16 protein-coding genes, 1 other RNA gene and 1 pseudogene are annotated in these 23960 nt (G+C 63.7%); 7 read left to right on the top strand and 11 right to left on the bottom strand.

What is annotated here, in order from left to right; genetic code table 11:
- Nucleotides 1-84: 84 nt before the first annotated feature.
- From XdyCFBP7245_RS15580 to XdyCFBP7245_RS15550, 8 genes and pseudogenes are all read right to left on the bottom strand, one after another.
- Nucleotides 85-588, bottom strand: a pseudogene (locus tag XdyCFBP7245_RS15580) (hypothetical protein); the annotation flags it as partial.
- Between the two features lie 433 nt (nucleotides 589-1021).
- Nucleotides 1022-1375 carry a hypothetical protein gene (locus tag XdyCFBP7245_RS23810; RefSeq protein ID WP_146091682.1) on the bottom strand — a complete coding sequence of 118 codons (354 nt, stop codon included), beginning with the start codon at nucleotides 1373-1375 and terminating at the stop codon, nucleotides 1022-1024.
- Nucleotides 1372-6159 carry an RHS repeat-associated core domain-containing protein gene (locus tag XdyCFBP7245_RS24525; protein ID WP_244907830.1) on the bottom strand — a complete coding sequence of 1596 codons (4788 nt, stop codon included), beginning with the start codon at nucleotides 6157-6159 and terminating at the stop codon, nucleotides 1372-1374. The genes XdyCFBP7245_RS23810 and XdyCFBP7245_RS24525 overlap by 4 nt, the downstream gene beginning before the upstream one ends.
- Nucleotides 6160-6747: 588 nt before the next feature.
- Complete coding sequence (zwf, locus tag XdyCFBP7245_RS15570; protein WP_104616464.1) at nucleotides 6748-8577, bottom strand: glucose-6-phosphate dehydrogenase; 1830 nt, start codon at nucleotides 8575-8577, stop codon at nucleotides 6748-6750.
- Nucleotides 8574-10373 carry a glycoside hydrolase family 15 protein gene (locus XdyCFBP7245_RS15565; protein ID WP_104616463.1) on the bottom strand — a complete coding sequence of 600 codons (1800 nt, stop codon included), beginning with the start codon at nucleotides 10371-10373 and terminating at the stop codon, nucleotides 8574-8576. Before XdyCFBP7245_RS15565 ends, zwf begins: the two co-directional genes overlap by 4 nt.
- 63 nt (nucleotides 10374-10436) lie before the next feature.
- Nucleotides 10437-10766: a low molecular weight protein tyrosine phosphatase family protein gene (locus XdyCFBP7245_RS15560; RefSeq protein ID WP_104616462.1), complete on the bottom strand. Its 330-nt coding sequence runs from the start codon at nucleotides 10764-10766 to the stop codon at nucleotides 10437-10439.
- 26 nt (nucleotides 10767-10792) lie between these two features.
- Nucleotides 10793-14113, bottom strand: coding sequence for an ankyrin repeat domain-containing protein (locus XdyCFBP7245_RS15555; protein ID WP_104616461.1), 3321 nt, complete (start codon nucleotides 14111-14113; stop codon nucleotides 10793-10795).
- Nucleotides 14106-14366, bottom strand: coding sequence for a YcgL domain-containing protein (locus tag XdyCFBP7245_RS15550; protein ID WP_104616460.1), 261 nt, complete (start codon nucleotides 14364-14366; stop codon nucleotides 14106-14108). The genes XdyCFBP7245_RS15555 and XdyCFBP7245_RS15550 overlap by 8 nt, the downstream gene beginning before the upstream one ends.
- A gap of 217 nt (nucleotides 14367-14583) precedes the next feature.
- On the opposite strand from XdyCFBP7245_RS15550, the gene XdyCFBP7245_RS15545 reads away from it, so the two are divergent.
- The 6 genes from XdyCFBP7245_RS15545 to XdyCFBP7245_RS15520 all read left to right on the top strand — a co-directional run bounded on the left by XdyCFBP7245_RS15545 (nucleotide 14584) and on the right by XdyCFBP7245_RS15520 (nucleotide 19528).
- Nucleotides 14584-15780: a beta-ketoacyl-[acyl-carrier-protein] synthase family protein gene (locus tag XdyCFBP7245_RS15545; RefSeq protein ID WP_104616459.1), complete on the top strand. Its 1197-nt coding sequence runs from the start codon at nucleotides 14584-14586 to the stop codon at nucleotides 15778-15780.
- Nucleotides 15780-16553, top strand: coding sequence for a beta-ketoacyl synthase chain length factor (locus XdyCFBP7245_RS15540; RefSeq protein ID WP_104616458.1), 774 nt, complete (start codon nucleotides 15780-15782; stop codon nucleotides 16551-16553). The genes XdyCFBP7245_RS15545 and XdyCFBP7245_RS15540 overlap by 1 nt, the downstream gene beginning before the upstream one ends.
- On the top strand, nucleotides 16550-17371 hold the full coding sequence (locus XdyCFBP7245_RS15535; protein WP_104616457.1) for a glycosyltransferase family 2 protein: 822 nt from the start codon (nucleotides 16550-16552) through the stop codon (nucleotides 17369-17371). The genes XdyCFBP7245_RS15540 and XdyCFBP7245_RS15535 overlap by 4 nt, the downstream gene beginning before the upstream one ends.
- Nucleotides 17368-18990, top strand: a complete 1623-nt coding sequence (locus XdyCFBP7245_RS15530) for an NAD(P)/FAD-dependent oxidoreductase (RefSeq protein WP_104616456.1) — start codon at nucleotides 17368-17370, stop codon at nucleotides 18988-18990. Before XdyCFBP7245_RS15535 ends, XdyCFBP7245_RS15530 begins: the two co-directional genes overlap by 4 nt.
- 60 nt (nucleotides 18991-19050) lie before the next feature.
- A non-coding RNA gene (locus tag XdyCFBP7245_RS15525) (sX9 sRNA) lies at nucleotides 19051-19126 on the top strand.
- A 69-nt stretch (nucleotides 19127-19195) separates the two neighbouring features.
- Nucleotides 19196-19528, top strand: a complete 333-nt coding sequence (locus tag XdyCFBP7245_RS15520) for a hypothetical protein (protein WP_244907829.1) — start codon at nucleotides 19196-19198, stop codon at nucleotides 19526-19528.
- A gap of 97 nt (nucleotides 19529-19625) precedes the next feature.
- On the opposite strand, the gene fabG is transcribed toward XdyCFBP7245_RS15520, so the two are convergent.
- On the bottom strand, nucleotides 19626-20357 hold the full coding sequence (gene fabG / locus XdyCFBP7245_RS15515; protein ID WP_104616454.1) for a 3-oxoacyl-ACP reductase FabG: 732 nt from the start codon (nucleotides 20355-20357) through the stop codon (nucleotides 19626-19628).
- A 182-nt stretch (nucleotides 20358-20539) separates the two neighbouring features.
- Here fabG and XdyCFBP7245_RS15510 point away from each other — a divergent pair, with 182 nt between their 5' ends.
- Entirely contained in the window at nucleotides 20540-21088 is a 549-nt protein-coding gene (locus tag XdyCFBP7245_RS15510; RefSeq protein WP_104616453.1) for a hypothetical protein, read from the top strand.
- Between the two features lie 8 nt (nucleotides 21089-21096).
- Here XdyCFBP7245_RS15510 and XdyCFBP7245_RS15505 read toward each other — a convergent pair whose 3' ends face one another.
- Both XdyCFBP7245_RS15505 and XdyCFBP7245_RS15500 read right to left on the bottom strand, forming a co-directional pair.
- Entirely contained in the window at nucleotides 21097-21528 is a 432-nt protein-coding gene (locus XdyCFBP7245_RS15505; protein WP_104616452.1) for a hotdog family protein, read from the bottom strand.
- Complete coding sequence (locus tag XdyCFBP7245_RS15500) at nucleotides 21515-23881, bottom strand: MMPL family transporter (RefSeq protein ID WP_104616451.1); 2367 nt, start codon at nucleotides 23879-23881, stop codon at nucleotides 21515-21517. The genes XdyCFBP7245_RS15505 and XdyCFBP7245_RS15500 overlap by 14 nt, the downstream gene beginning before the upstream one ends.
- Nucleotides 23882-23960: the final 79 nt, after the last annotated feature.

Below are 23960 nucleotides of genomic sequence, written 5' to 3'. Positions count from 1 at the left end.
CAGCGCTTGATCTGTTCTTCGTCCATCACTGCACTCATCGATGTCTCCTCTGAAAACTAACACCTGAGCAGAGTTTCAGTGGGTCATTACACGGGGGCTGCCGAGGTGATCGGGTTCGACGTAGTGCAGTTGACCGCCGTTGGCCAGCAGGCCTACCGGCAAGTCGTCCAGCCAGATCGCTTGTTGGCTGGCTACGCCGTTAGTGTCGTAGTCGCCCAGCCAGTGGCCCGCCTCATCGTAGAGCGTGTAGGTATTGTTGGTGCCTAGGTAACGGCGTACCTGCTCGCCGCGGCCGTTGTAGCGGTAGTTCATGACAGCAACACCTGCCCGCTTGACCAGACTCATTCGGCCGGTGGTGTCGTACAGGTACTCCCGTGCCTTGCCGCCGATGGTGAGGGTATTGCCCATCTTGTCGTAGGTGCGCGCCATGCCGGCGACCGCACTCAGGCGATGGTTGGTGGTTGGGTAGGTGTAGGCCTGCATGGCGCCGCCCACCTTCGCACTCAGGCGATTGCCGGTGGCATCGTAGCTGTAGCCATCGATCACAGTGGATTGATACCGTCTTTGGGGTGGAGTAAGCCGGCAGAGCGCGCAAAATGGTGCCACCAATTAAGTGAACATGATCCTATTTTTTGCTGTACGCTGCGCAGAATTTATTAAATAAAATATTTTCCGAATTACATAGTCGCACCAACTCATAATATTGATTCAGAGGAGATATAATTTCTGCAGCTACAGGGTAAGTGGTTATACGCTCCGAGAATCCAGGATTTTTATTAAAGCGGAGCTGCAAAACAATTTCGACAGGCAATTACTTCAAATATTTTTGCGGTAATATCGACTGCATATTGCAACCATAATCCTGATTATTGTCACTTATGCCACAGCTTGCGGAATGAAGCTTGCTCCGTAATGCAGTAGCGCACAATAATCACTTAGCACACGAATTCAATGCTTTATAGATTGCTTCGGTGTTGGTGGTGCCTAGGCACAGTAAACCTACCCACCGCAGTAACATTTATCAGTATGCACCAGTGCAGCTCCAAATCCCCGCATCGTCTGTGGATCGATGAACACATAAATTACTTCCTGGCCCAAAATATTTAATTATTAACTCGTAGTACTCAGGACTATTCGAAACGAAAAATAATTTGACATTAGCAGAATTAGCAGCAGATAAAATCTGGGGATAGCCCTCTAGATCATCAATTGATCTTGGATAAGCATCTTTCTCAGTTCGATAGGATTCGATTGAGCGGACCAGATCATCACCAACTTCCTTTATTTTTTTAGCTTTTACGCCATGACCAGGAGCCGCACAAGCGGCTAGGCTCATCAATAAAATAATTGATAAATTTGAGTTTTTAGTAATCATTGTTCCAGGCAGCCATTTTGAACCTCACTTTGCAAAGCATTCCAAATTTCCCCAGCCAAGCTGGTTGAGTCGCTAGCAATGTATGAATCTTCCCATAATTGTGCCTGAGCCTCGTACTTGCCAGCTCCAAAGAGAGCGTTGAAGTACTGAGAAGCCTGTTCAGCATTAGAAGGACTGGCATAGTCATAGGGGCTCCCTAAACCAAGTGTATAACCTACCTGAGGAAGTATTAGGCGCGAGGTCACTTTTGCACCCCGACGACGCTGCCACACATGAAAGACTTCATGGGCAAGAGTTGAACGCGCCTCGCTTTTATTGAGATCAATACCTTTATTTATATCACCATCAATGAACAAGCTGCGGGGCAACTTAACATTGCTACCGCGGAGGGATGAAGCGCGACTTCCCGATGTTTGTTGAATATCTAGTGAAACCGTATCGAATCCACCACCGAAAAGGCTACTTACAAAAGACGATTCTTGATCGAGTGGAGGACGCAGACCGAATGGGTCAAGCGAAAGGAACGGGCGACCATTTGCATATGAGTAGCTATTCACACCTCCTTTTAATCCAATCGGATCACTCTGCCCATACCGCCCAGTAGCCGCATCGTAGTCACGGAAGTAGTTCTGATTGAACCCGCTGGCCGCATCAAATCGCTGCCCTGGGAAGCGTATGTCGACCACCATCGCGGTGCCATCTCCATCCGGATCCTGGTTGGGTGCGGTGTTGCCGAACGCTTCGCCCTTCAGGCTCCAGTTCCACACAGCAACGTCGCGGACAGCATCGACGACCACACGGGGGCTGCCGAGGTGGTCGGGTTCGATGTAGTGCAGTTGACCACCGTTGGCCAGCAGACCAACCGGCAGATCGTCCAGCCAGATCGCTTGCTGCTTGGGTACGCCGTTGGTGTCGTAGTCACCGAGCCAGTGGCCGGCCTCGTCGTAAAGCGTATAGGTGTTGTTGGTGCCTAGGTAACGGCGTACCTGCTCGCCGCGGCCGTTGTAGCGGTAATTCATGACCGCAGCGCCTGCGCGTTTGACCAGAGTCATTCGGCCGGTGGTGTCGTACAAGTACTCGCGTGCCTTACCGCCGATGGTGAGGGTGTTGCCCAACTTGTCGTAGGTACGCGCCACGCCGGCAACCTCACTCAAACGATGGTTAGTGGTTGGATATGTGTAGGTCTGCATGGCGCCGCCGACCTTCGCACTCAGGCGATTGCCGGTGGCATCGTAGCTGTAGCCATCGATCACGGTATTGGCGGCGCCGTCCTTCAGCGCTGTGAGCCGACCGAGGGCGTCGTAGTCCAGTCGTAGCTCTGGCGTCGGGTTGCCTGCGGGGGTCAAGGCAGTAAGGTCGCCAACGGCGTCAAAGTCGAAGCCGATTTCCAGCCCTCCGGTGCGGGTGTCCTGGATGCTCTGCGGCCGGTAGTCCTGATCGTACATGCGTGCCAACTTGCGGCCATTGCCATAGGTCCAGCCGGAAGATGGGCCGAACGGGTAGTAGGTCGCTCCGCTCAACAGACGTTGGCGGCTGCCGCCTTGTGCCGTCACCCCAACCTCGGTCGTCTGGCCTTGCGCGTTGCTGACATAATCGACCGTAGTGCCGTCCGGGTAGACCATCGACTGCAGGCGGCCGCCAGGCGTGTAGTCGTAACGCAACACCAACACCTTGCCGTTGACCGTTTGCACCTTGCGCACCACCTCGCCGAAGCGGTTGTAGCAGTATTGGGTGGTACCGCTGCCATCCTGGAGCTTGGCCAAACGCCCCACTGTAAAAGTCTCACCGCTGGCGCACACGCTCTGCGTGACGTCATAGGTGTAGCTAACATTGAAGGCGGCGGTTGGGTAGCGGATGCTCAAGACGCGGTTGAGTGCATCGTAGGCGTAGGTGGAGGTGACGCCACGCGCATCGGTCTGCGTGGCGAGGTTGCCCGCGCTGTCGTAGGTATAGCTAGTGACGCCGGTATCCGGGCTGGTCAGTTTCAGGATGTCGCCTAACCCGTTGTACGTGTAGCGCGTGTCCAGACGTTTGGGGTCCTTGACCTGCAGCGGGCGATCCTGCGTGTCGTAACCCACATTGGTTTCGGCCTTGATGCCATCGACATCCTGCAACGTGCGCGCAAGCCGGCCGAGCGGATCATGCTCTTGCAGGGTGCTACGGCCAAATGCGTCGGTGATCAAGCGCAGGTTGCCGTTTGCATCGTAGGCGTAGTCGGTAGGATTTGCGGCCGCGTCCGCCTGCGTTTCCAGTTGGCCCAATTGATTGTAGATACGGCTCAAGCTGCGCTTGAGCACGCCTTGTGCATCTTTGGTCTGCTCCTCTAGACGATTGCCAGCCTTATCAAGCATGTAATGGAGGGTATTGCCCAGCGTATCGGTGACATCGGTGAGGCGTTGGGCCTGGTCGTAGACAAACGTGGCGTAGCTGCCATCGGGCTGGGTGATGCGCTTGACCAAGCCGGTAGGCCAATACTCGAACGTGGTGACGCGATTCTGCACGGAAGTATCGCCATGCACCGTGGTCGATGCCAACCAGCCGCGCGGGTGGTAGCTGTAATCGGTCAGTACCCCGTTCTCGTCAACGGCAGAAAGAACGCGCCCCGCTGCGTCATAGCTCAGGTTCTCGCGGATCTGGCCGCGGGCATTGATGGTCTGCTTGAGGTCGCCCTTGCGATACAGGCACGGTCCAGTGCCCGTATCGCACCCGGCGGCATCGATGGGGTAGTAGTTGTAGGTCGTAAGGTCGTCGATATCGGTGCGCGGGCCATCGATGGACTTCAGATAGCCCGGGACCGGGCAGGTGCTATCTACTGCGGCGACATCGGATGCCTCGCAGTAGCTGTAAGCCACATCGCGCCTCTCACTGGACGTTGCGCCAGTGATCGACACTTGAATCGGCTGAAGTCGCTCGTTGCGGGTATAGGAAATGGTGCGTCCAGCGCTTTGGATCGAGAGCACCCGGTTGGAGCCGGCGGTCGTCCGGGTCGTGGTCGCACGTTCTTGTGGAAGTCCAAACGCTTCCTGGACTGTGTGGACATTGATATCCACGCCATTCTCGGTCAGCTCGGAATAGCTATGCTTGGTCTGCACCCCACGCTTGTCGGTCACAGCGCTGAGCCTCCTGCGATAGTCGGTCGCCTGATCGTAATAGGCGTAGCTCATCGTGCCGTCGCTCCCTGCCACGGATGCGACCTTTGGAGATTCGCCGCCCGCGGTGGTCATCGTGTAATCGACCGTGTTGTCCAGGGCATCGGTGACGGCGGTGCCGGTGGACGAATATGCGAGCATGACGCCATCGATGCCGCCGGCATGCTGACTGGAGATTGCGCGGCCGGCATCGTCATAGGCGAAAGTACTGAAGCGCTGGCCGTCTTCCGTGGTGACGCCGGTCAGGTGCCGAGGAAAGCGCGTGTCCTCGTAGTGATAGGTCCGCCCATTGCCACCGGCATAGGTCACGGTGACCAAGCGTTGTTGATCGTAGCCGTAGCTGGCGAGCTGTACGCCGCCGGAGACGACGCCAGTGATCAGCGCGTCGTGGCTGTCGTCGGCGTACACCAGTTCGATGGAGCGGCCCTGCAGCGAGGCAATGCTCTGCAGCCGTCCACGTGCGCTGTAGGCATACACCAGCACGCTGCCGTCCTCTGCCATGCGCGAGATCAGCTTTCCCTGGGCGTCGAAGGTGTAGATGGCATCCTGGCGATGCAGTACCCATTGATCGCCATTGGCGATGATGCGCTCGCCGGAGGCATTGACCGCGCGATAATCCAAGCCCACTTTGCGGAAAGGCACGGCGTAACCGCTGCCCTCCACCAGGCCCAACGTATCGCCCTGGACCGTCAGATGCAGGCTGTGCGAGAAGGTCCAGCCTGGCCCAAACCCTCCAGCGTTCAGTGCAATGCCCGAATGGTAGTAACGCGTCAGGGCGAGCCAGCCCAGATCGAAATCGCGCTCGGTCTGGAATTTTTCGCCGGTCTTGACGTCGCAGGGATTGCCGACCATGCCGGAGTTGCTGCCGCCTGGCTGACCCTCGCACTGCGGCGCGGTAACTTCGATGGTCGCTAAGATCGCCTTGTTTGCGCAGGCTTGTTCGCTGATAAACCAGTTGGTATAGGGCTTGGGACAGTCTGACCGCTTTGTTCGGGTCATGTACATATCGAAGTTATAGGTATCGCTACAATCAGCAAGAAATGTATGCGCGGTGTAATACCTGGACTGAGTCTCCATACCAAGGTCGTACTCTGGATATGGGCCTGCGCCCGAACCCCATCCGCCTTGTGGGGTAACGGACGAGCTTCCACACTGGGGCACCTGTTCCGTCAACTTCTGGACTAACACCGCAACGGCTTCTTCTTCAGAAGGAATCTTCGCCGTACTCAAGGCGGTAACGTAGGTCCAATTTTCGTCCTTCGCCTTCTGGCGTCCCATCCAGTAGGTGATCAGCATCTTTCCGTCTTCCCTGACTATCTGGTTCTTGATAGTGTCGACGTACTGATAAGCATCCTTCGCGTACTGCGGCCCAGGGATCGCCTTGATCGCGGCCTCTGCCTCCGCTTGGGTGTCATAGACGCCGTGGGATGCTCCATCCGCATCGCGCACCAGGAATTGCTGCTTCTTTTCTTGAGCAGAGACGAGCGGGGAAAACAAGAAAAGGCAGAGTATCGCCATGAGAAGCACGAAGTGCGTGGAGCCAGTCTCTTTCTGGTTACGGTGCGGCATGGTCATTGCGCGTCCTTGCAAAAAGTCAATCAATCCAATCGAGTCAAATGCTGCAGACGGCAACATTCATACGGCCGTCCATCGGGCTGATCTGGTGCGATCAATTTCCTCGCGGCGCATGCTGGCCGCATGGGCAATGCTCTGCATTATCCCTGAGAGAGGCAGTGCGAAAAACGGGATACACACGTATCGCATACGACAATCCTTGTCAGCACAAGCGGCGATAATAGACGAAGGCCCCCAGGGTGACAACCGATTTTGTCAATTCCTAGCGACTTCAGGCGGGTCAGGCGCTCTGTGGATCCATATGGTGCTTCGCAATATCAAGCATGCCAGGAGGGGCGCCTGTCACGTCGCGCAAGGCCAATATGCCAGACGCCGTCTGGCCGAGGCCGCCTGCCGTTTCAACCACCGGTTCCGCCTGCGCGAAATGCTGCCGCGATTCGCCACGCCGGTGACGCATTGCAAGGCCTGTCCGGGCCGGTTATGCGCATGCCGAGCAGGTTTTATGGCTGAAAGTTAGGACTAATCAGGCGTTGCAATGACATGGCGTGAGATAGGTAGAAGACGAGTATCGTGAAGCGGCAAACAGCGCACTTCATCGGAAGCCAGGAAAATGCGTCAACCATTATGACAATGGCTGACGCGTGCGGATTAGCTGCGCGGCTTGCGTGCATTTGCCATTTTGCTAGCTGACTTCTTCGCTGCCACCTTGCCGACTGCTGATTTGCTCAAGGTCTTTGCGGCAACTTTTGCAACTTGTTTGCTCGCGCGTTTGACGACTGCCTTTTTGGCGACCTTCCGGCTCGCGGCTGCTGCACCTTCAGTAGATGCAGCAGCCACCGCCGGCGTACGCCTGGCTGGCGCCTTGCCTACCTTCTTTGCAACTTTCTTGGCGGCTTTCTTCACCGGTGCCGCAGCACCCGCACGCACTTCCGGCGGACGGCGCGGCGGCGGTTTGCGGCCTGGGGTGAGTGCGCGCCAGGCGTGTCCGCCGTTCATGGCCAGTAGCGCGTCGGCGGCCGAGGGGCCGGCGCTGCCGGCGGCGTAGTTCGGGAAGTCGCTGGCCGGTTGTTTCCAGGCATCGAGGATCGGCTGCACGATGCGCCAGGCGCCTTCCACCATCGCCGCGTCCTGGAACAAACCGGCTTCGCCGTTCATGCAGTCCTGCAGCAGGCGCTCATAGCCCACGGTGTATTCCTTGGGGAACCAGTCGCGGTAGCGGAAGTCCATGCGCACCGGCGCCAGCGCCACTTGCGCGCCCGGGCGCTTGACATCGAACTGCAGCGAAATGCCTTCATCAGGTTGAATATGCAGCACCAGCCAGTCGGGGCCGTAGCCGCCCACTTCGGTGCTGCGAAACGGCGCCAGCGGCGCGGGTTTGAAGCGGATGGCGATTTCGGTGGTGCGCTCGCGCAAGCGTTTGCCGGTGCGCAAATAAAACGGCACACCGGCCCAGCGCCAGGTGTCGACCTGCAGCTTCATCGCCACATAGGTTTCGGTTTCCGAGTCGTCCGGCACGGTGTCTTCTTCGCGATAGCCGGGCACGGCGCTGCGATTGACCGCGCCGGACGCGTATTGGCCACGCACCACGTCTTCCGGCTTGATCGGACGCACGGCTTCGATCACTTCGGCGCGGCGGCGATGCATCGCCTCGGTGGTGAATGCGGCCGGCGGTTCCATCGCAATCATCGCCAGCAACTGGAACAGGTGATTGGGCACCATGTCGCGCAAGCAGCCGGTGGGGTCGTAGAAGCGCCCGCGCCCTTCCACGCCGATGGTTTCGGCAGCAGTGATCTGCACATGATCGATGCGGTCGCGGTTCCACACCGGCTCGAACAACCCGTTGGCAAAACGGAAGGCAAGAATGTTCTGCACGGTCTCCTTGCCCAGGAAATGATCGATGCGGAACACCTGATCCTCATGCAGCACCTTGGCCACGGTGGCATTGAGATGCTTGGCGCTGGGCAGATCGTGGCCGAACGGTTTTTCCACGATGACGCGACGCCAGCCCTGATTTTCGTGCTGCTTGACCAGGCCGGCTTCGCCAAGATTCAACAACACCGGCTCGAAAAAGCGCGCGGCGGTGGCGAGGTAGAACAGCACATTGCCCTGCGTGCCGTAGCGCTTGTGCAGTTTCTCCAGCACGCCGCCCAGCGCTTGATACGCGCCCAGGTCGGTAAAGTCGCCGCGCAGGTAATGCATGCGCTCGCGCAGCCAGTCCCAGGTGTCGGTGTCGAATTCGTCGGTCTGGAATTCAGCGTCGCGGCTGCTCAGCAGCTGCGTCATCGACTGCCCCATGTTGCCGCGCCACGCGCGTTCGCTGATGTCGCCATGGTCCATGCCGACGATGGCGAATTCCTCGCCCAGCGCACCGGCGCGGCGCAGGTTGTACAGCGCCGGCATCACCAGGCGCTTGGTCAGGTCGCCGCGTGCGCCGAACACAACGATGATGCACGGCGGTGTGGTCTGTTGCTCGTTCATGGATGTTGTTCCTTTTCGCCCATGCGTCCATGCAGGCGCAATGCCGCATTGACCAGGGCCACGTGGGAATACCCTTGCGGGAAGTTGCCAAGCATACGTTTGCTGCGCGGGTCGTATTCTTCTGCGAGCAGGCCCACGTCGTTGCACAGCCCGAGCAGACGCTCCAGCAACACGCGCGCCTGTTCGGTGCGGCCGATCAATGCATAGTTTTCCACCAGCCAGAAACTGCAGGCCAGGAAGGTGCCCTCGCCGGCCGGCAGACCATCGGCGCTGTCGTCGGCGCGGTAGCGTTCGACCAGGCCATCGATGGTCAGATCGCGTGCGATCGCATCGGCGGTGGCGGCAATGCGCGGATCGTCCGGCGGCAGAAAGCCGACGATGGGAATCAGCAACAGCGATGCGTCCAGGCGATCGGAGCCGTAGCTCTGCACGAAGTGGCCATCCGGATGCACGCCTTTTTCCAGTACTTCAGCGCGGATCTCTTCGGCGAGCCGGCCCCAGTGCGCGCGCTTGTCGGCATCGGCATTGGTGATGCCATCGCGGCTGCCGCAATCGAATGCCAGCCACGCCATCACCTTGGAATGCACAAAATGCCGGCGCTCGTCGCGGATTTCCCAGATGCCTTCGTCCGGTTGGCGCCACAGGGTTTCCAGCGTGTCGAGAATCTTTTCCAGCAAGGACGCCGAGGACCCATCGTCATCGGCAGGCGATGCCACGCCTTTTTCGCGTGCGTAGTGGAAGGCGCCAATCAACTCGCCATACACATCGAGCTGAAATTGATCGACCGCGCCGTTGCCGATGCGCACCGGGGCGGAATTTTCGTAGCCGGGCAGCCAGTGCGCTTCCCATTCCTGCAGACGGCGCTCGCCGCCGATACCGTACAGCGCCTGCAACTGATCCGGCGACCCGGCGATGGTGCGCTGGACCCAGTCGCGAAACGCCGCGGCTTCATCGCGATAGCCGGCTTGCAGCAACGCGATCAGCGTGAACACCGAATCGCGCAACCAGCAGTAGCGGTAATCCCAGTTGCGCGTGCCGCCCAGATGCTCGGGCAACGAGGCGGTGGGCGCGGCCACGATGCCGCCGGTAGGTAGATAGCTGAGCCCTTTCAACACCACCAGCGAGCGACGCACCTGCGCAGTCCACGGGCCGACATCGGTGCAGCGACGTGCCCAGCCATGCCAGAACGCGGCGGTACGTTGCAGCGCCTGTTCCGGGTCGATCGCCGGCGGCGTGGGCTGATGGGAGACGCCATGGCTGAGCAGAAACCAGGTGCTTTGGCCTTCGCGCAACGTGAAGTCGGCTTCGGTGCCCAGGTCTTCGCCATGCAGTTCCTGCGGCGAGCGCAACGCGAGTTGGTCGGGGCCGGCGATGGCGCGGATGCCACCGTCGATACGCGTCACCCACGGCACGGTGCGGCCGTAGTTGAAACGGAAGGTCAGGCGCATGTGCATGGGAACTTCGCCCTGCACGCAGCGCACGATGCGCACCAGATGCTGATGCACCTCGCCGTCTTCGCTGTCCACCATGAAGTCGACCAGCTCCACCGTGCCGCTGTCGGTGGTCAGCCGCGTCCGCAACACCAGGCTGTCGTCTTCGTACGCGCGTTCGCTGCGGAAATCGGCGGCTGGCGCCAGCGCCCATTGCCCGTGTTGTTCGTCGCCCAGCAGCGATGCGAAGACCGCATCGGAATCGAAGCGTGGCAGACACAGCCAGTCGATGGTGCCGCGGTGGTCGACCAGGGCCGCGCTGTGGCAATTGCCCAGCATGGCGTGGTCCTCGATACGCACGCTCATCGTAGGGGCGTTTCCTTCCAGCGAAAGAATCCGCAGTCTTACATGCGCGGTGTCGGGATCGGGTTACGAATACGTGGGAAGACGCAGCAACGGTGGCACCGTGTGTTCCAGCCGATGGATCAGTGCCGGATCCATGTACGCGTAGTCGTCGGGAATCTGCAACGACACCACGCGGCAATGGCGCAGATGCGCGGCGAAGCGTTTGCGCAGCAACTGCAGGTGGCGGCGCTCCATCACCAGTACCAGGTCGGACGCGTGCAGCAACTCGGGCGTGACCTGCACTTCGGCATCTGCGGCCAGCCCGGCCGATTGGGTCTGCACGCCCGGCCAGTCGGCGAACACGCGCTCGGCGGTGGGGCTGCGCAGCCGGTTGCGGCTGCACACGAACAGCACCCGCAGCGGTGTGCCGCCGCGCTGGCTCAGCGGCCTTCGCGCAGGAAGCGCGCCATCGAAGAGACGCCCGGCAGCGCCGGTTCGAACTGGCCGGCCACATCGATGAAGCCGCGCATGATGGCGATCTCGCGCGGGGTACGGTTGAGCGCATCGCGACGGTCGGCATCGGCACCGGCGCGCAGCAGGCGCTGCACCAGCAGCGGCAAGCCATGCAGTGCGGCCAGATGCAGCGGGCCGAAGCCGCGTTGATCGGCCACGTCCAGCGAGACGTCTTCGTCGAGTAGGCGTTCGACCCCGGCCAGCACCACCTTCTCGTCGCAGGCGGTGCCCGGTTCGGCGCGCGCGCCCAGCAATAGCAGCAACGGGCTGACCCGCCCACCGGCCAGCATGTCCGGGTCGGCGCCGGCCAGCAACAAGGTGTCCAGCAACGCCAGCAGGCGGGTGATGTCGCGCGCGGTGAAACCGTACAGCGCCGCGCAATGCAGCGGCGCCAACCCCTGATCGTCGGTGGCGTGCACGTCGGCTGCGGCGGCGAGCAAGCGCGCCACGATATCCGGCAAGCCGAGTGCGCAGGCCAGCATCAGCACGGTCACGCCACCGGGCAGGCGATGTTCGATCTGCGCGCCGGCCTGCAACAGCGCGGCGGCGATGTCGGTCTGGCGCATGCTCACCGCCGCCGACAACGGCGTGGCGCCGCTATTGGCTGCGCGCTGCGGGTCGGCACCGCGGCCGAGCAGATGCGCGACCACGCCCAGGTGGCCGCCACCGGCCGCACGCAGCAGCGCGGTGCAGCCTTGCGCATCGACGGCATCCACCGGCAGACCGAGGTCGATCAGGCGTCGCACCGCATCGGTATCGCCAGTCATCGCAGCCGCAGGCACGTCCGCTTCGCGCAGCGTACGGCGTGGCAGCGACCAGATCCGCCAGTCCAGCCAGTCGGCCAGATCGCGCCGGCCGATCGACAACGCCACGCCCAGCGGGGTCTGCCCGTCTGCAGCGCGCGCTTCCGGCGAAGCGCCCTGCTTGACCAGCAATTTCAGCGACGCATCGCGGCCCAGCGCGGTGGCCAGATGCAGCGCAGTCATGCCGTGGCTGTCGCGCGCTTCGCGGTCCACGCCGTGTTCCAGCAACCACTGCTGCAGGCGCAGCCAGCCCAGCCGCACGGCCAGCGACAACGGCGGGTCGCCGGCAGCCGACGGCGCAAACGGGTCGGCGCCGCGATCGAGCAACTCCACTGCGAACTGTTCCAGCCCGCGCGATGCCGCATCGTGCTGCACGCAGGCGCTGAGCAGCCGGGTCAGGCCACCTGCACCGGCCGGCGACACGCCGTGACGCAGCAGCACCTGCAGCGCCGGCACCGCCTCCACACCACGCGAGAGCAGCGCAAACATCGGCACGTCGCCGCAGGCATCGCGCACTTCGGCATCGGCGCCGTGGCGCAGCAGCCAGTCCACCGCATCGGCGTTGAGCGCCAGATGCGCGTCGTGCAGCAGGCCACCGAGTTCGTCCGGGGCGCATAGCCGCGCCAGCGCGTCCAGGCCATCGCGTTGGCCGAACTGCAGGCCTTCGCGCAGCAACACCAGCGGCGGGCGATCGGGCAGCACCGCCACGCCGGGGGTGTCGCCCTGCGCATCGCTGACGGCGGCCGGCAAGGGATAGTTGGGGTCGAGCAATTGCACGATCGCCCAACGCCCGGCTTCGGCGGCCACGTCCACGGCGCGACGGCCATGCACATCGACGCTATCGGCCGGCACCTGCAGATCGAGCAGGCGGCGGATCAGCGCCGGCGACACGCTGTCGGCAGCGCAGGCCAGCATCACCGCGTTACGGCCGTCGCCGTCGATGGCCAGCACATCGGCCTTGCGCGCGACCAGGCGTTCGAGCACCGCGCTGCGCGCCTGACGCGCGGCGTCCAGCCACGGCGTGCGGCCGAGCAGATCGCGCGCTTCCAGATTGGCGCCGGCCGACAACAGCGCCTCGACGATGTCGCCATGACCGGCCAGTGCGGCTTCGTGCAGCGCACTGCGCCGCTGGCGGTCGCGCGCATCCACGCGCGCCTTGTGCTTGAGCAGCAGCTGCACGCCGGCCGGGTCGTCTTCTTCGGTACCGGCGGCAGCCAGCAACACCGGCGCGCCGCCGTCCGGTTCGGAATGGGCGCCACGTTCCAGCAGAAATTTCGCCAGCCGCCAATTGCCGACCTGGCACGCCATCGCCAGCGGCGAATGACCTTCGTTGTTGAGCGCGTCCAGGTCGGCGGCGGCATCGCGCAGCAACGCGGCAACGCCGGGGTCGGAACTGCGCACTGCGTGATGCAGCGGCGTATTGCCGTCGTTGTCGGTGGAGCGCGGGTCGGCACCGTTGGCCAGCAGGGTCATCACCGCATCCGGGCGGCCATGCCAGCTGTCGCGGGTGGCGGCCAGCAGCGGTGTCATGCCGCGATGCGGTTGGTTGACGTCCACGCGGCGCACGATCAGTTCGCGCAACAGGCGCAGATCCGGCAGCACCGCCGCCAGCGCCGGCAGGCTGCGTTGGTCGCGCCATTCCGGCAGCGGCATCGCCTGCGGGTCGGCGCCGGCCTCCAGCAATTGCAGCGCGCGATCCACCCGGCCGCTACGCGCGGCCTCGAACAATTCGGGCACCAGCTGATGCTGGGCGACCGGCTCCAGCGGGCGCGGTTCGGCGGCTGCTTCGGAGAAGAAATCGGCAGCCTGCCGGGCCACCGGCGCATCGCTGCGCGCCGGTGCGGCAGTGCGTTGCAACAGCAGATGAGCGGCGGGCAGCAGCGCGGCAGCGGCAATCGCCAGGCCCCAGCGCAGACCGCCGGACAACCAGCCCGGCCAGGCCAGCGCCACCACCAGGGTGCATATCGCCAGCACCAGCGCGGCGGCCAGCAGACCGCGCCAGGCATGCAGCTCCTGCGTGGCCAGCGCATGCCAGCGTGGCGCCAGCGCGCCACCGTCGCGTTCCACTTCGCCCCATAACGGCCAGGTGCGCCACAGTCCCAACAAAGCGGCGCTGACGGCTACGCTCAAGGCCAAGGCGGCGGCCAGACTGCCGCTATCGCGCAGCGCGGTCAGCGGCCAGCTGATCAAGGCTGCCAAGGCGAGCAGGCCCACGCCCCAGATCGCCAGCAACGGCGGCAGCGCCTGTGCGATGGCACGCGGCTGCGTGGCCAGCGCGCGGGTACCACGCGCCCACGACACCGCAACTGCAAAGGCCGGCTGCGCCAGCCACAGGCTCACTGCGGCAACGGCGCCGCCAAGGCCGCCGAGCAGGGACAACACCACGCCGGCTGCACCTGCCAGCGCTGCGGCGCGCAATCGCGCGGCACGCTGCGGCTCAGTCATAGTCGCACTCGCCCGCCAGCACCACCGTCTTGGGCAGCTGCAGGTAGAAGCCGTGCTTGGCGAGCGCTTCGCGCACGGTCACCACATCGGCCTGCGCCAGGCGGCGCTCAGGCGTCAACGCCACCTCCAGCACGAATGCGAATGGCGCCAACGGCGCGTGCACGGCAGCGGGAAGACCGGAGAAGTCGTCACGCGTGGCGAGGTAGACGAAGGTGTCCTGCTTGCGTTGGCTTTTATAGACGTAGGCGTGCATGCGCGCGTGATCGCGCTCGTAGAGCGGTGGGTCGCAGGATTGTGTCCCAATTGCGGCGACGGCGAAAGCGCGGCCGCTGCGAAAAATCCCAGCCACGTCAGCGACATGACCGGCGCGTTCAGTTGCGCCATCGACGGGGCTGGCGCACGCCACCGATATACTGCGAGCACTTTTTGCCAGCCAGACCATCGTGAGCCAAGCGCAGCATTCGTCCCAGATGGCCCCGGTCGCCGTCACCGCCTACACCTCCACCACTGCGCTCGGCGCCGGGCTCGCGGCCCAGGCCGCCGCGCTGCAATCGCGCCGCAGCGGCCTGCGTTACAACGATTTCGGACCGCAACCGCTGCCATGCTGGATCGGCCGCGTCGACGGCGTGGAAGAGGTGGTCCTGCCCGCTGCGCTGCAAGGCTGGGACTGCCGCAACAACCGGCTGGCCTGGCTGGCCCTGCAGCAGGACGGCATGGCCGACGCCGTGCAGGCCGCCGCACAGCGCTACGGCGCCGAGCGCGTGGCGGTAATCATCGGTACCTCCACCTCCAGCATCGGTGCCAGCGAAGAGGCCTATACGCGGTTGGCTGAAGACGCCGATGGCGCGCGGTTTCCGGACGATCTGGACCGCCCCATCGTGCACACCCCGCATTCGCTGGGCGACTTCGTCCAGCACGCCACCGGCCTGCGCGGCCCCAGCGTGACCGTGGCCACCGCCTGTTCGTCCAGCGCCAAGGTGTTTGCCCAGGCGGCGCGGCTGATCGAGGCCGGGGTGATCGACGCGGCCCTGGTCGGCGGCGTGGACACCTTGTGCGGCAGCGTGCTGTTCGGCTTCAACTCGCTGCAGGTGGTCGCGCCCGAACCGTGCCAGCCGTTCGACGCGCGCCGGGTCGGCCTGAGCCTGGGCGAAGCCGGTGGCTTTGCGCTGGTCGAACGCACCGCCGCCGCCCCGGATGCGACGTTGTGGCTGTACGGCTATGGCGAATCCAGCGACGCGCACCACATGTCCGCCCCGCATCCGCAGGGCCTGGGCGCGCAGCTGGCGATGCGCGGCGCGCTCGAACGCGCCGGCCTGGACGCGGCAGCGGTGGGCTATCTGAACCTGCATGGCACCGCCACGCCGGCCAACGACAGCGTGGAAGCGGCAGCGGTGGCGGCGATTTTTCCCGACACCTTGCACGCCAGCTCGACCAAGGCCTGGACCGGCCACACCCTGGGCGCGGCCGGCATCGTCGAATCGGTGATCGCCTTGCTGGCGCTGCGCGACGGCGTGCTGCCGGGCACGCTCAACAGCGACGTGCCAGACCCCGCCTGCGGCCCGCAGATCCGCTTCGACAACGCCCATTCCCGGATCGATTACGCAATGAACAACTCCTTCGGTTTTGGCGGCAACAACTGTTCGCTGCTGTTCGGGCGGGCACGCTGATGCTGACCGCCACCATCGAAGGGATCGGCTTCTGGACCCAGGGCCTGCCGAATTGGGAGGCTGCGCATGCGTTCGTGCACGGCGGCCCGCTGCAGGAGACGCCCGCACGTCCGGCGCCGCAGCTGCTAGCCGCCAACGAACGCCGCCGCGCGCCCGATACGGTGGCGGTGTCGCTGGAAGCCGCACTGGCCGCCTGCGCCGCCGCCGGCCGCGACCCGGCCAGCTTGCCGTCGGTGTTCACCTCCACGCACGGCGATCTGGCCATTACCGATTACATGTGCACCACGCTAGCCAGCGACCCGCTGGCGATCTCGCCGACCAAATTCCACAACTCGGTGCACAACGCCGCGGCCGGCTACTGGACCATCGGCGCCGGTGCGATGACGCCGGCCACGGCGATCAGCGCCCGCGACGCCAGTTTTGCGCAGGGTCTGTTGGAAGCGCTGGTGCAACTCACCGCCGGCGTCGATGCGGTGCTGCTGGCCGGGTACGACGCACGCTCGGTGGGGCCGCTTGGCCGCATCGCGCCCAGCCAGGGCCTGCTCGGTGGCGCGCTGGTGCTGGGCAGCGCCGGCCAGGCCGGCAAGCCGCAGCTGCAAGCATGGCTGGACGATGGCGCGCCGTCTGCCGGTGACGGCGCGTTGGCGCGCCATGGCGCCGCCAATGCGATGGCGCCGATGCTGCCGCTGTTCGCGCTGTTGGCCGGCCACGGCGACAGCGCCGCCCTGTATGCCGGCCCTGGCCGAGTGCTGCGTGTGGAGCTGCAGCGATGAGCCGGGTGCCGCTGACCCGCGAGGACACCGCGATTCTGGTACCGGCCTTGAACGAGGCATTGCGTATCCGCGAAGTGGTCACCGATGCGTTGACCTACTGCTCGCATGTGATCGTGATCGACGACGGGTCCGACGATGGCACCGCCGATTGCATCGCCGACCTGCCGGTGCGCCTGATCCGCCATCCGCAGCGCATGGGCAAGGGCGCCGCATTGCGCAGCGGCTTTGCGCAGGCGCAGCAGATGGGCATGCGCGCGGTGATGAGCATGGACGGCGATGGCCAGCACAAGGCCGCCGATTTCCCGCGCCTGCTGGCTGCGGCCAACCGCCACCCCGGCTGTGTGATCGTCGGCGCGCGCATGCGCAAGCGCGCCACCCAGCCCACCATCCGCCGGATCGGCAACGACTTCGGCGACTGGGGTATCGCCTGGGGCTGCGGCTTTCGACTGGTGGACAGCCAGAGCGGCCAACGGCTGTATCCGGCCTCGGTGTTTACCCTGCCCAACGTGCCCGGCGAAGGCTTCGTGTTCGAAGCGCAGCTGCTGATTTCCGCCGCACGCCAGGCCGGCGCACGGGTGGTCGCGGTGCCGATCGAAACCCGCTACGCGGGCAGCGCGCCGGGCACCTTCCGCAAGAGCCATTTCCGGCTGGTGCGCGACCTGTGGAACATCACCTCGCACGTGGTCAAGCAGGTGTGGGCCTACGGGCACGTCTGGCGCGAATACCGCAACGTGCGCGCCAACCCGGTGATCATTGACGATGCCGACGGCGAATTTGCTACTGTGCCCGCGGCTACCAAGAGCAACCCATCCCCATGAATGCACAGCGTCGCGATGTCGTCATCACCGGTGGTGGTCTGGCCGGTCTGAGTCTGGCCCTGCAATTGAAGCAACGCGATCCGGAGCTTGCGATCACCGTGCTGGAGCGCCGTGCGCACCCGGTGCGCGAGGCGGCATTCAAGGTGGGCGAATCCACGGTGGAGATCGGCGCGCATTATTTTGCCGACGTGCTGGGCCTACGCGAGCATCTGGAGACCGAGCAGATCCGCAAGTTCGGTTTCCGCTTTTTCTTCTCCGACAAGCGCGTCGACATCGACCGCTGCACCGAGCTGGGCGTCAGCGAGATCCTGCCGACACCGTCGTGGCAGATCGACCGTGGCCGCTTCGAAAATTTCCTCGGTGAGCGCGCCCGCGCGCAGGGCATCGCGTTCCTGGACAACTGCAGCGTCAAGGGCGTGGATCTGTCCGAGGACGCCGCCGACCACGCGGTGCGCTACGAGCATGCCGGCGAGCAGGGCACGCTGAGCGCGCGCTGGGTGGTCGATGCCAGTGGCCGCGCCGGCCTGCTCAAGCGCAAGCTGGGCCTGGCACAGGACAACGCGCACAACGCCAATGCGGTGTGGTGGCGCGTGGAAGGCCTGATCGACCCGAACGGCTGGTCGCAGGACAGCAGCTGGCTGCAGCGCTGCACGCCGCCGGACCGCTGGCGTTCCACCAATCACATGTGCGGGCCGGGTTACTGGTTCTGGCTGATCCCGCTGTCGTCCGGCGCGCACTCGTTGGGCATCGTGTGCGATGCGCAGATGCACCCGCTGGAGACCATGAACATGCACGAAAAGGCCATGGACTGGCTGCGCCTGCATCAACCGCAGGTCGCCGCCTCATTGGACAAGGCCGACTACCGCTTGCAGGACTTTCTGTTCCTGCGCAATTTTTCGTATGGCTGCAAACAGGTGTTCTCGTCGCAGCGCTGGGCGCTCACCGGCGAGGCGGGGGTGTTCCTGGACCCGTTCTATTCGCCGGGCAGCGACTTCATCGCCATCTCCAACACCTATATCTGCGAACTGATCGGCCGCGATCGCGCCGGCAGGTCGCTCAGCCCATACACAGAGCTGTATGAGCAGCTGTATTTCTCGTTCTACGAAAACACCCTGACCCTGTACCAGGATCAGTACGCGCTGTTCGGCGACGAGCAGGTCATGCCGGTCAAGGTGATCTGGGATTACACCTACTACTGGTCGTTGCTGGCGCCGCTGTTCTGTTCCGGCCGCATCGCCGACCTGAGCCTGTTGTCGCGCATGAAAGCCGACTTCTTTTATGCGCGCGACATGAACCTGGCCATGCAGCGCGTGCTGCACGACTGGGGCGTGCACAACACCGCACAGGGCATCGCCACCGGCGATGGCCGTCTACTGGACCAGTATCTGATCGGCTGGTTCAACGAGCTCAATGGCGCCTTGCACGACACCCTGGACGACGACGCATTTGCCGCACGCATCCACACCAACGTGGCGCAGATGGCGGTGCTGGCGCGCGAGATCCTGCAGCAGGCGCGCCACCGTCACCCCGACCTACCCGACCACGGTCTGGACGCGCTGACCGCCAACGCCAGCGGCGACCCGATCCTGACGGCGACGTGGTACGCGGACGCGGCTTAGAGCAGCAAACAAATCTACTGTGCTCACCGCCAGGCGGGCGCGGCCGGTGCTCGGTGCGGCATGTACCACGCGTACACTCCGGTTCCTACGCACTGTCCGCACCCACCTGACGACTGCTCGCTAGGTTTTGTTAGCCGCTCTTAAGTTAGCCAGGCGCAGATACTCGCTACATCTACCCACTCATATCTCTCACAGGAGGTGACCCGTGCATCGCAGATTTGCTTACCCGTTTCTTGCGCTAATCGGTATCACTGCAACCCAAGCTGTTGCACAGAACGTCGTGCAATACGTACCCGAGCCGCTACTGATGAACGGTAGCGACCTGGTACCTGTATGCCGGCGAGCCGCCGAGACCCACTACCTTGCGCAAGGCGCAAGTGTTTACAACTGGACAGCGTCCTACCATGACCGTGGCGACGGCCTGTATGTGGATGGTCGCTTACGCGCAAATGGCAATACGGTGTCGGTGCACTGCAGCGCAACGCGCGGTTCACGCGAGCGCGATTTGCTCATGAAGATAGACGAAACCGGCGGCTAAGCATCGCCGCCGCCATCGGCTGCAGCGCAATGCGTTTATCGATCAGCGCCGTCGTCGCAGCTAAGCCGCGCAACGTTGCAGCCTAGACGTCGGCCAATCAGCCCATGCCACCATTGATGCCGATGATCTGGCCATTGATGTAACCGGCAGATTCCGAGCACAGGAAGGCCACCAGCGCGGCGACCTCGTCTGGTTTGCCGACGCGCCCAGCAGGCACCAGTTGCTTGATCACCTCCGGCGCGAAGCTTTCGCCGACCATGTCGCTTTCGATCACCCCTGGCGCCACCACATTCACGGCGATGCCGCGGCTGGCCATCTCGCGCGACAAGGATTTGGTCGCGCCATGCAAGGCCGCCTTGGCTGCGGCGTAATTGGTCTGCCCGCGATTGCCCAGCACTGCCGACACCGACGACACGCTGACAATGCGTCCCCAGCGCGTGCGCGCCATCGGCAACAACAACGGTTGGGTGACGTTGAAGAAGCCGTGCAGCGACACATCGATCACCCGATGCCACTGCTCGGCATTCATGCCCGCCATCGGCGCGTCGTCGTGGATGCCGGCGTTGTTGACCACGATCTGGATCGGGCCGGACGCCAATAGGTTCTCCAGCGCCGCGCCGCTGGCCTGCGCATCGGCCACATCGAAGGCCACCGCTTCGGCGCTACCGCCGTCGGCCAAGATGGCGGCAACCACCTCTTGCGCACGCACCAGATTGCGATTGGCATGCACGATCACGTGCCGCCCCTGCGCCGCCAGATGGCGACAGATCGCACCGCCAAGATCGCCGCTGCCGCCGGTAACGAGTGCGCGTCGTGCAGCTGAGTTCATAAGCCACGAACCATATGAGCAGAGAAGGAGCGTTATCGTAGAGCAAGCTGGCTGCTGAAAGACGGACTCTTGGCACCCATCCCGTATTTGCCTGACCATGCCGCAAATCCGACCACTGCCGCTTGAGTACCTTCGAATCTGGCTGGTAGCTTCCAGGTATGCGCGGCGATGAACGAAACGAAATGAGTGCAGTGAACTTGGCGGGCCTTGGCAAACAAGGCGAGGACGCGATGAATTCCTGGCTGCAATTGCATGGCTTCAGCTATGTAGCCATTTGCCAAGCGCCGGATACCTTCGCGCCATTATTTGGCACTGCGGTTAAACGTCCGGATTTCCTGATGCTTTTGGAATCAATTGGCTTGATCGCCATCGACGTAAAAAACTACGTCCAGTTCAAGCACGCCAATCAGGCGTATTACAGCCTTCCCTACGAGAGCGAGCTCAAACGTGCGGTAGCGTTCGAACGACTGTTCCGCATTCCGGTTTGGTACGCCTACTTCAATCGCCAGGATGCTGGTCAGTCCTTCCATTGGATCAGCGCATTGAAGGCACTTGAAGTCGGCGAGATCAAGCCCGCGCGCGATGATAATCCCGAATTCCTCTCTATCGGCTTGGAGCATTTCGAGCATCTACACAGCGGCGACGACATTGCGCGGCTGTATGCGCACCGCCTGCCTAGCGTCGTCAAGCTGAGCGCACTGGTTGCAACGAAGACACAAGCCGCACCCTGATGCAGATCTCAGGCCGCGCCCAGCATCACCGTGGCACGGCCTTCGGCGAGCAGCTGCGCCTGATGGGTCAGACGGAAACTGTATTGCTGGCTGTCCTCGCCCTGCATCAGCACCTGCGCTTCGCACTCGATGGCATCGGGCAAGGCCTCCAGATGCGTTACATGCAGTTCCACGCCACGCAGCGCAACCAGCATGCCCGGGCGCACCGGCTTGCCGGATGCTCGGCCCAGCAGGCCGCCATGCACGGCCATGGCCTGCGCGCCGTATTCGCACAGATGCAGCGCGCGCAGGCGTCCATCGGCACGCAGCGGATGCGTGTCACTGCAATGCGCATGACTGCGCACCACAATCCGCTGCGCATCCCAGGTCACCACATCGTCCCACAGGCACATGCTGCCCTGATGCGGGATCAAGGCGGCGATTGCGTCACGTCCCTGCATGCGATTCTCCATTGCGTGTGCGCTCCAGTGCCGGTTCGCGCGACACCAGCAACGCCAGGATGAAATTGAACAACACGCCCAGTGCCACCGTGCTGCCGATCGCGCGCAGCACCGGAATGCTGGAGGCGGCCAACAGGGCGAACACCAGCAATGTCATCAGGCTGCAGACGATCAATGCATGCAGCGTGCGCAGCTGATCGGCACGATCGTCGCCGGCGTGATCGAAAAACAAGGCGTAATCCAGGCCCAAGCCTGCGGCAAGAATCAGCGCGATCAAGTGGAACAGATTGAGCTCCACCCCGATGCCGCGCAGGATCGCCAGGATCAACACGGTGGTCAGCGCCATCGGCAACAGCACACGCACGATACGGCGCGGGCTGCGCAACGCGATCGCCACCGTCACCGCAAGCAGCAACGCCGCCACACCCAGGGCGCCCAGCACGCGGCCGCGGTAGGCGGCCACCAGCGATTCGGACGCGTCTTTGAGATCCAGCAACTGCGCGCCACTGCCCTGCACCGCCGCAGCCAACACCTCCGGGTCATGCAAGCCGGTCAGCGACACCAGGGCAGTCGTACGATCGCCGCGGCCCAGCAGCAAGCCGCCCACCGAGGTGGCCAGCGGCGAGCCGGTCAGATCCTTCGGCAGCAGCGGCGGCGCGCGCTTGGCGGCCTCCAGATCCTGCAGGAATGGCGCGAACGCATCGCTGCGGAATGGCGTGGCCGCCACCGCGCGCTCGGTCAGCGCGCGCGCCTGCGCTGCATCCGGCAACCCCGCCTGACGCGCCTGCTGGGTCTTGGCACTGGGCAGATAGCGCGCGGCCATGTCGTAGCCGGCCAGGGCGCCGTCGCGTACCAGCGCATCCAGCCGCGGCCGCAGGGATTCGCTGGCCTGCAGCGCCGCTTCATCATTGGCGGCAGGCAGCGCGAGCACATACCGCACATCGGGCGCGCCCAGCTCCTGACGCAAGTGGGTGTCCTGCGCCAACGCCTTGGGCGGCACCGGGGTGAGTTTGGATAGATCGTTCTGCCAGAACTGGCCGGGCGCGAACGCGATCACCGCCATGCCGATCACCGCGATCACCGCCAGGCTGATGCGTGGCCGCGGCAGCCGCGCGATGCCGCGCCACAGCGTTGCCAACAGACGCGAGTCGGCATAGTCGCGCGGCGCAGGGTCGATCAGCCACGGCAACAGCCAACGCGTGGTCACCGCCGCAGTGGCCAGACCGGCAATGGTGAACACGGCCAGCTGGCGCAGGCCATCCACGCCGGAAAACAGAAAAGTCACATAGGCGATGCAGGTGGACACCACGCCGGTCGCCAGCGTCGGCCACAAATGCCGCGCGTTGTCGCGCGGATCCAGGCCGGGGCGTTGATGACTGAACAAGTGGATCGGGTAATCCTGCACCACGCCGATCAACGTGAAGCCGAATGCCACGGTGATGCCATGCACGCCGTCGAACACCAGCGCCACCGCGCCCAGGCCGGCCAGGCCGGCGCTGGCCAGCGGCAACACGCCCAGCACCGGAATCTTCCAGCTGCGGTAGGCGATCATCAGCAACAGCACCAGACCCACCGTATCCAGTGTGCCGATCCACTGCGACTCGCCCTGGGTGCGTGCGGTGATCTCCACCGCGAATGCGCCCGGGCCGGTCAAGGTCAGCTGCGTCGTGGTGCCCTTGCTGACTGTGGCGAACGCCGCCTGCACGGCGTCGTAGGCCAGCTGCTGGCCGGTGGGATCGAAGCCGGCCGCATGCGTCTGCACGATCAACAGCGCCGAAGTGCCGGCGCGATCGAACCACACGCCGTTGCGCGTTTGCGGTGCGGCCGCTGGCTGCAGGGTCTCGGCCAGATGCAGTACTTCCAGCGTCGGGTCGCGCGGCAGCAGCGGCTCCACCATCGCCGCTGCCGGCGAACCCAGATCCTGCACGCGTGACTGCAGCGCCGCTTCAAGCGTCGCCGCGTCCAGCGGTGCGGTATCGAAGCTATCGCTAAGCAGATAGCGATACGGCAGCAAGCGCTCCGGAATCGCCTCCAACCCCGCAGTGCCGCCGTTGCCGACCAGCTCGAACAGCGCCGGCTGCGCGGCCAATGCCTGGTGCAGTTGCTGCGATTGCTCGGCCAACGTGGCCGGGTCGCTGTTGGACAAGGCCATCAGCAACAGCCGCGAGCCCGGGCCTTCGCCGAGTTCTTCGATCAGCAGTTTTTGCGCAGGCGTGCGCGGGGCGGGCATGAACTTGCGCAGATCGCCAGTGACCTTGAGCGTCTCGCTCAACCAGAACCCGGCCACCACCAGCAAGGCAAGCCACAGCAAGGCCAGCCCAATGCGGCGGTTTGCGTTCAATTCAAACGGCATGCAACTGCCTCACTGCAACGGGCGACGCTGAAGCCGCGTACGACATCGGCCAGCAGGGCGACAGCAACTTGGTTGCAAG

The organism is Xanthomonas dyei (assembly GCF_002939865.1).
Classification (GTDB): Bacteria; Pseudomonadota; Gammaproteobacteria; order Xanthomonadales; family Xanthomonadaceae; genus Xanthomonas; species Xanthomonas dyei.
This window is presented reverse-complemented; position numbering and strand designations above follow the sequence as displayed.

Coding starts and splice junctions, on each gene's coding strand:
- XdyCFBP7245_RS23810 (WP_146091682.1), bottom strand. CDS start 1,375: ATGATTACTAAAAACTCAAATTTATCAATTATTTTATTGATGAGCCTA.
- XdyCFBP7245_RS24525 (WP_244907830.1), bottom strand. CDS start 6,159: ATGTTGCCGTCTGCAGCATTTGACTCGATTGGATTGATTGACTTTTTG.
- zwf (WP_104616464.1), bottom strand. CDS start 8,577: ATGAACGAGCAACAGACCACACCGCCGTGCATCATCGTTGTGTTCGGC.
- XdyCFBP7245_RS15565 (WP_104616463.1), bottom strand. CDS start 10,373: ATGAGCGTGCGTATCGAGGACCACGCCATGCTGGGCAATTGCCACAGC.
- XdyCFBP7245_RS15555 (WP_104616461.1), bottom strand. CDS start 14,113: ATGACTGAGCCGCAGCGTGCCGCGCGATTGCGCGCCGCAGCGCTGGCA.
- XdyCFBP7245_RS15550 (WP_104616460.1), bottom strand. CDS start 14,366: ATGCACGCCTACGTCTATAAAAGCCAACGCAAGCAGGACACCTTCGTC.
- XdyCFBP7245_RS15545 (WP_104616459.1), top strand. CDS start 14,584: ATGGCCCCGGTCGCCGTCACCGCCTACACCTCCACCACTGCGCTCGGC.
- XdyCFBP7245_RS15540 (WP_104616458.1), top strand. CDS start 15,780: ATGCTGACCGCCACCATCGAAGGGATCGGCTTCTGGACCCAGGGCCTG.
- XdyCFBP7245_RS15535 (WP_104616457.1), top strand. CDS start 16,550: ATGAGCCGGGTGCCGCTGACCCGCGAGGACACCGCGATTCTGGTACCG.
- XdyCFBP7245_RS15530 (WP_104616456.1), top strand. CDS start 17,368: ATGAATGCACAGCGTCGCGATGTCGTCATCACCGGTGGTGGTCTGGCC.
- fabG (WP_104616454.1), bottom strand. CDS start 20,357: ATGAACTCAGCTGCACGACGCGCACTCGTTACCGGCGGCAGCGGCGAT.
- XdyCFBP7245_RS15510 (WP_104616453.1), top strand. CDS start 20,540: ATGAGTGCAGTGAACTTGGCGGGCCTTGGCAAACAAGGCGAGGACGCG.
- XdyCFBP7245_RS15505 (WP_104616452.1), bottom strand. CDS start 21,528: ATGCAGGGACGTGACGCAATCGCCGCCTTGATCCCGCATCAGGGCAGC.
- XdyCFBP7245_RS15500 (WP_104616451.1), bottom strand. CDS start 23,881: ATGCCGTTTGAATTGAACGCAAACCGCCGCATTGGGCTGGCCTTGCTG.